The 4,892-nt window shown below is 35.6% G+C and carries 5 protein-coding genes; 3 read left to right on the top strand and 2 right to left on the bottom strand.

Going from position 1 to position 4,892, the window contains the following annotated elements:
* Window positions 1–62: 62 nt before the first annotated feature.
* Window positions 63–497: a DUF1934 domain-containing protein gene (locus KQI69_RS07145; protein ID WP_216564657.1), complete on the top strand. Its 435-nt coding sequence runs from the start codon at window positions 63–65 to the stop codon at window positions 495–497.
* Between the two features lie 120 nt (window positions 498–617).
* Here the strand turns inward: KQI69_RS07145 and KQI69_RS07140 are convergent, their stop codons facing one another.
* Both KQI69_RS07140 and KQI69_RS07135 read right to left on the bottom strand, forming a co-directional pair.
* A complete protein-coding gene (locus KQI69_RS07140; RefSeq protein ID WP_216564656.1) occupies window positions 618–1,109 on the bottom strand; it encodes a hypothetical protein in 492 nt (163 codons plus the stop codon).
* A gap of 97 nt (window positions 1,110–1,206) precedes the next feature.
* On the bottom strand, window positions 1,207–1,926 hold the full coding sequence (locus KQI69_RS07135; RefSeq protein WP_253289049.1) for a 1-acyl-sn-glycerol-3-phosphate acyltransferase: 720 nt from the start codon (window positions 1,924–1,926) through the stop codon (window positions 1,207–1,209).
* Between the two features lie 200 nt (window positions 1,927–2,126).
* On the opposite strand from KQI69_RS07135, the gene KQI69_RS07130 reads away from it, so the two are divergent.
* Both KQI69_RS07130 and KQI69_RS07125 read left to right on the top strand, forming a co-directional pair.
* Window positions 2,127–3,008 carry a LysR family transcriptional regulator gene (locus tag KQI69_RS07130; protein ID WP_216564655.1) on the top strand — a complete coding sequence of 294 codons (882 nt, stop codon included), beginning with the start codon at window positions 2,127–2,129 and terminating at the stop codon, window positions 3,006–3,008.
* A gap of 97 nt (window positions 3,009–3,105) precedes the next feature.
* Complete coding sequence (locus tag KQI69_RS07125; protein WP_216564654.1) at window positions 3,106–4,686, top strand: AAA family ATPase; 1,581 nt, start codon at window positions 3,106–3,108, stop codon at window positions 4,684–4,686.
* Window positions 4,687–4,892: the final 206 nt, after the last annotated feature.

Below are 4,892 nucleotides of genomic sequence, written 5' to 3'. Positions count from 1 at the left end.
TCTGCGCACACTTGACACAAACTTGATATGCACAAAAAGCGTGTGCAGAAATGAGGATTTTTATGAATAATAATGTACTTGTTACCGTACATGGTTTACAACACGAAATAGATGACAAAGAAGGCATACAGACAAAGCAGACAGGTAATTACCGCCTTGTTGCCGGAAAACATGTAATATCATACAAAGAATATTTCAGAGATGAGGAAACCGGAAAAGATGCAACGGTCTCAAATCTTCTTAAAATTTCGGACGATACAGTCACACTTACAAAACGAGGTGCTACAAACACTGAAATGACATTTAAGACAGGCATGACACACACCGGATTTTATGAAACACCTTTTGGTTCAATGCATATGTGCCTTGACACCACAAGGGTTGATATTAAAGAAGATGATAACAAAATAGAGATTTCAATAGACTATGGACTTGACATGAACTACAATCATATCTCCGACTGCACGATAAATATGATAATCGAGTCGTTAGATTAGCCAAAACAGTCTATACTTTCAAATCATAACATATAAATATATATCACACAAAGCATACAAAACAGCAAAAAGGAACTGTGCATCAATTATACACAGTCCCTTTTTATTTTAAAACAATATTTACTTTTCTTTAGAAAACTTGTTCTTAATCTTCTGAGAAAATTTAACCTTCTTTGGCTTCGCCTCAAGGTTTGTCCTAAGTCCCTGAACCTTTGTGATATAGATTCCACTTACTGTCGCACGAACAGACTTTTTAACAGGTATAAGTTCAAATATCTTCTCATCACAGATAAGTGTCATAATCTTTGGACCGACCTTAGCTTTTACGATAGGAACTTTCTGACCTCTTAGATACTTAGGTGTCTGATCTATAACAAGCTGTGGAAGACCTGACTCTTTCAATTTCATACGCTTTTTATCAACTACCAGCAGTGACACACTCTGTGCGGCTGCTTCTATCTCTTTCTGTGTGCTTTCCTGACGGGCCTGTAACTTTTTGCCATATATACTAAGGGCAACAAGTGCAGCTATCAGCAAAACGATAATTACAATCATAACCACTACCCACACTTTTACGCCAAGCACAGGCACTAAAACAAATCCTTTGTTCATAAAATGTAACCTCTTTCTGCATAAATTCTTTTATATAAAAATTATATCATTTTTAGTATAACATATTTTCCAATATTGTGCAAAAAACTTTATGATTCTATGCATTAGCCTTAACTTTCTCTCCGATTATCTCTCTCACTTTTTCACCGACATGCTTCTTCTCGGCTCTCTCCATATCTTCCATATAAACAGGCTCACAATATTCTATTGTCACATGTGCACTGTGAATCCATGGAAGATGCTTTTCAAATACCTCATCAGTATTGTTTATCGCAACCGGAATTATAGGGCACTTTGCTTTGTCTGCAAGTTTGAAACTCGCCTCATGAAATTCAAGAAGCTCCTCTCCTTTATTTCTCGTTCCCTCAGGTGCAATATATATAGAAGTTCCATTCTTTAAAAGTTCGATTCCCTGCAAGATAGTTTTCATGCCTTCCTTTATATTTTCCCTGTCAAGGAATAAACAATCCATCTGTTTCATCCACCATGAAATCATTGGTGTCTTTTCAATTTCTTTTTTTGAAACAAACGCCGCCGGCATAGGAGCTGTCGTATATCCGACTAAAATGTCAAAAAAACCTCTGTGATTGTAAGCATAAAGTGCCGCCCTATCCCTGACAATATTCTCTCTTCCCTTAACGGTCAGCTTAACACCTGACAAAAACAAAATCACCTTAAAGCCGCCCTTTACACAGACCTGTGCGACAACTGCTTTCTTTCTCTGATCAAACTTTCCAATTATCCACAATACAAGAGCCATTGGAATAGTAAATATCGTATACAATATTAAAAAAATCGCAACCAGTATAAGTCTCATAATCCATCCTCATTTCCTTTTTCTTTGGGTAACTGCCTCCACACTTCAGATAAACTGTTATATGAAAAACATTTCCGATAAATAAGTTTATCATGTGAATGAGATGATTGCAATAAATCACAGACACTTTCTTTTAGCACTCTTGCAATTCGCCAAAAGTAGTATTATACTAATTTACTACAATAAAAATGAGGTATTATATGACTTTAGATTACTACAGAATTTTCTTCTATGTGGCTCGTTATAAAAGTTTTTCTAAAGCCGCAGAAGCATTAAATAACAACCAGCCAAATATCACACGATATATGAATATCCTTGAGAGTGAACTCGGATGCAAACTTCTTATCCGCTCTCACAAAGGTGTCAAACTCACCCCAGAGGGAAAACAGCTCTATGATCATGTCGCTGTTGCCATGGCACAGCTTACAATGGGAGAAAACGAACTTATACGAAACAAAAGCCTGGAAACAGGTATTGTAACTATTGGAGTAAGCGAAACTGCATTAAGACTTTATCTGCTGCCAAAACTTGAAAAATTTCATAAACAATATCCACATGTAAGACTGAGAATTTCAAACCATTCTGCCCCACAGGCAGTTTCGGCACTTGAAAAGGGACTTGTTGACTTTGCTGTTATCACAACTCCTGTTGATTATAAAAAACCGCTTCACATGACTACACTTTATCCTTTCAGGGAAGTGCTTATCTGCGGCAGGGATTTCAGTGATATTGCACAGAAAAAACAAAGCCTCCATGACCTTTTAAATATCCCATTTATATCATTGACAGAGGGAACTGCCACACACGATTCACATCACCAGTATTTTTTTGATAACCATCTTAAATTTACTCCTGATATAGAAGCTGCAACGACAGACCAGATAATTCCAATGGTAAAACACAACTTAGGAATCGGTTTCTGCCCTGAAGAACTTGCAAGACCTGTTATTGACATCGGTGATATTCTTCAGATACACCTTGTAGAAAATGAACCCGAAAGAGAAATCTGTCTTATTCAGGACATGAGCCGTGGTACAAGCATTGCAGTGTCAAAACTTATAAATATGTTGATTGAAAATTGACATTATATCTCAAACAAAATATACTAAAAATAATTAATGATATTAATAATATCTTCACAAATAACTACTGTATTTTATAAGAAACGGGGTGATATAAGTGGGTATATATTTCAATCCGACAAACGAGAGCTTTACACAGGCCAAAAACAGCATGATATATATAGATAAAACAGAATTATTGGGGCAACTAAATTTAAGACTGTCAACCGAAAATAAATGTATAGCTGTAAGCCACGCAAGGCGTTTTGGCAAGTCACATGCCGCCGGAATGATAGATGCATATTACAGCCTTGGCTGTGATTCGTCAAATCTCTTTGAAAATACAAAGATTGCTGACAGCCCTGACTATAAGAAATATATGAATAAATATAATGTTATTCATTTGGACATTTCTTCGTTTTGGGACGATTTCAAGGATGATCTGGTAGAAAAAATCAAAGAGTATATAATAGATGATTTTAAAAAGTCATTTAATGAAGAAATCGATTACTCAAAAAAATTCAGCATAATCCTTATGTCTGTTTACCAAAAAACTAATATCCCATTCGTAATTATTATCGATGAGTGGGACTGTGTTGTCAGAAACAGTGATGATAAGGAACTTGTACACCATTATTTACAGTTTCTACATTCACTATTTAAATCCGAAGAATCTAAATCATTTTTAGCACTTGGATATATCACCGGAATTCTTCCTATTAAAAAGATTAAGGACGAGTCAGCTCTTAATAATTTTCGTGAATATACAATGTTAAAATCAAAGCCAATCACAAAATACTATGGTTTCACAGAAGAAGAAGTCAAGGAATTGTGTAAAAAATACGATATGGACTTTGATTCAATCAAGACATGGTATAATGGTTATCTGATAGATGGAGTTCATATGTACAATCCAAACTCCGTTACACAGGCTATGATAGATCAGGATTGTGATTCCTATTGGAGAAATACATCTTCTTTTTCATCGATAAATACATTTATTACAATGAATTATGCCGGTCTTAAAGATGACATTATGACAATGCTTGCCGGTGGAAAAGTCAGAGTAAATCCAAATACATTTAAAAATGATTTTTCAACTATTGCTTCAAAAGATGATGCATTAACAGCACTTATCCATTTGGGATATTTAGGCTATGACTCCGATAGAAAAAAAGCATTCATCCCAAACTATGAAGTAGCAACAGCTTTTGAATCAGCATTGCAGACTGGTGAATGGTCTGATATAGCAAAAGCAATTTCAACTTGCGATGAATTACTTGATGAAACTATAGACGGAAATGCAGAAAGAGTTGCAGAACTGGTAGAACAGGCTCATGATACCTATACATCAATTCTTAAATATAATGATGAAAATTCACTAAGCTGTGTTCTTACAATGGCGTACTTTACTGCACCGGCATATTACAATATAGTTCGTGAGATGCCTGCCGGCAAAGGTTTTGCTGACTTTGCGTTTATTCCCAGATCAAACGCCGGTTTCAGACCTGCAATGATTGTTGAACTTAAATATAACGAATCAGCCGAAACTGCAATTAAACAGATAAAAGAGAGAAAATATCAGGGTGTATTGTCCGGATATAGTGACAAGATTCTTTTGGTGGGAATCAATTATGATACGGATGGTCCAGATAAAAAACACCATACATGTGTGATTGAGGAATGGAAAAATTCCTGATATAAAATAAAACAAAAGCCGATAAAAACAGGCATCTTTTACTTGCCCGCTTTTATCGGCTTTTTCATTTAAGTCTCATTTTAAAACCATATCATTTATTCATATTTAAGTGTTATCTACCAATAACTTCCACTTCCGAGCATAGAAAAAAGCGGGTGATGGGAATCGAACCCACGTATCCAGCTTGGAAGGCTGGTGTTCTACCA

Origin of the sequence: Eubacterium sp. MSJ-13 (genome assembly GCF_018918235.1) — a bacterium.
GTDB lineage: Bacteria > Bacillota > Clostridia > Lachnospirales > Lachnospiraceae > Butyribacter.
The sequence above is the reverse complement of the archived record's forward strand: the minus strand, read 5'-3'. Positions and strand labels throughout refer to the sequence as shown.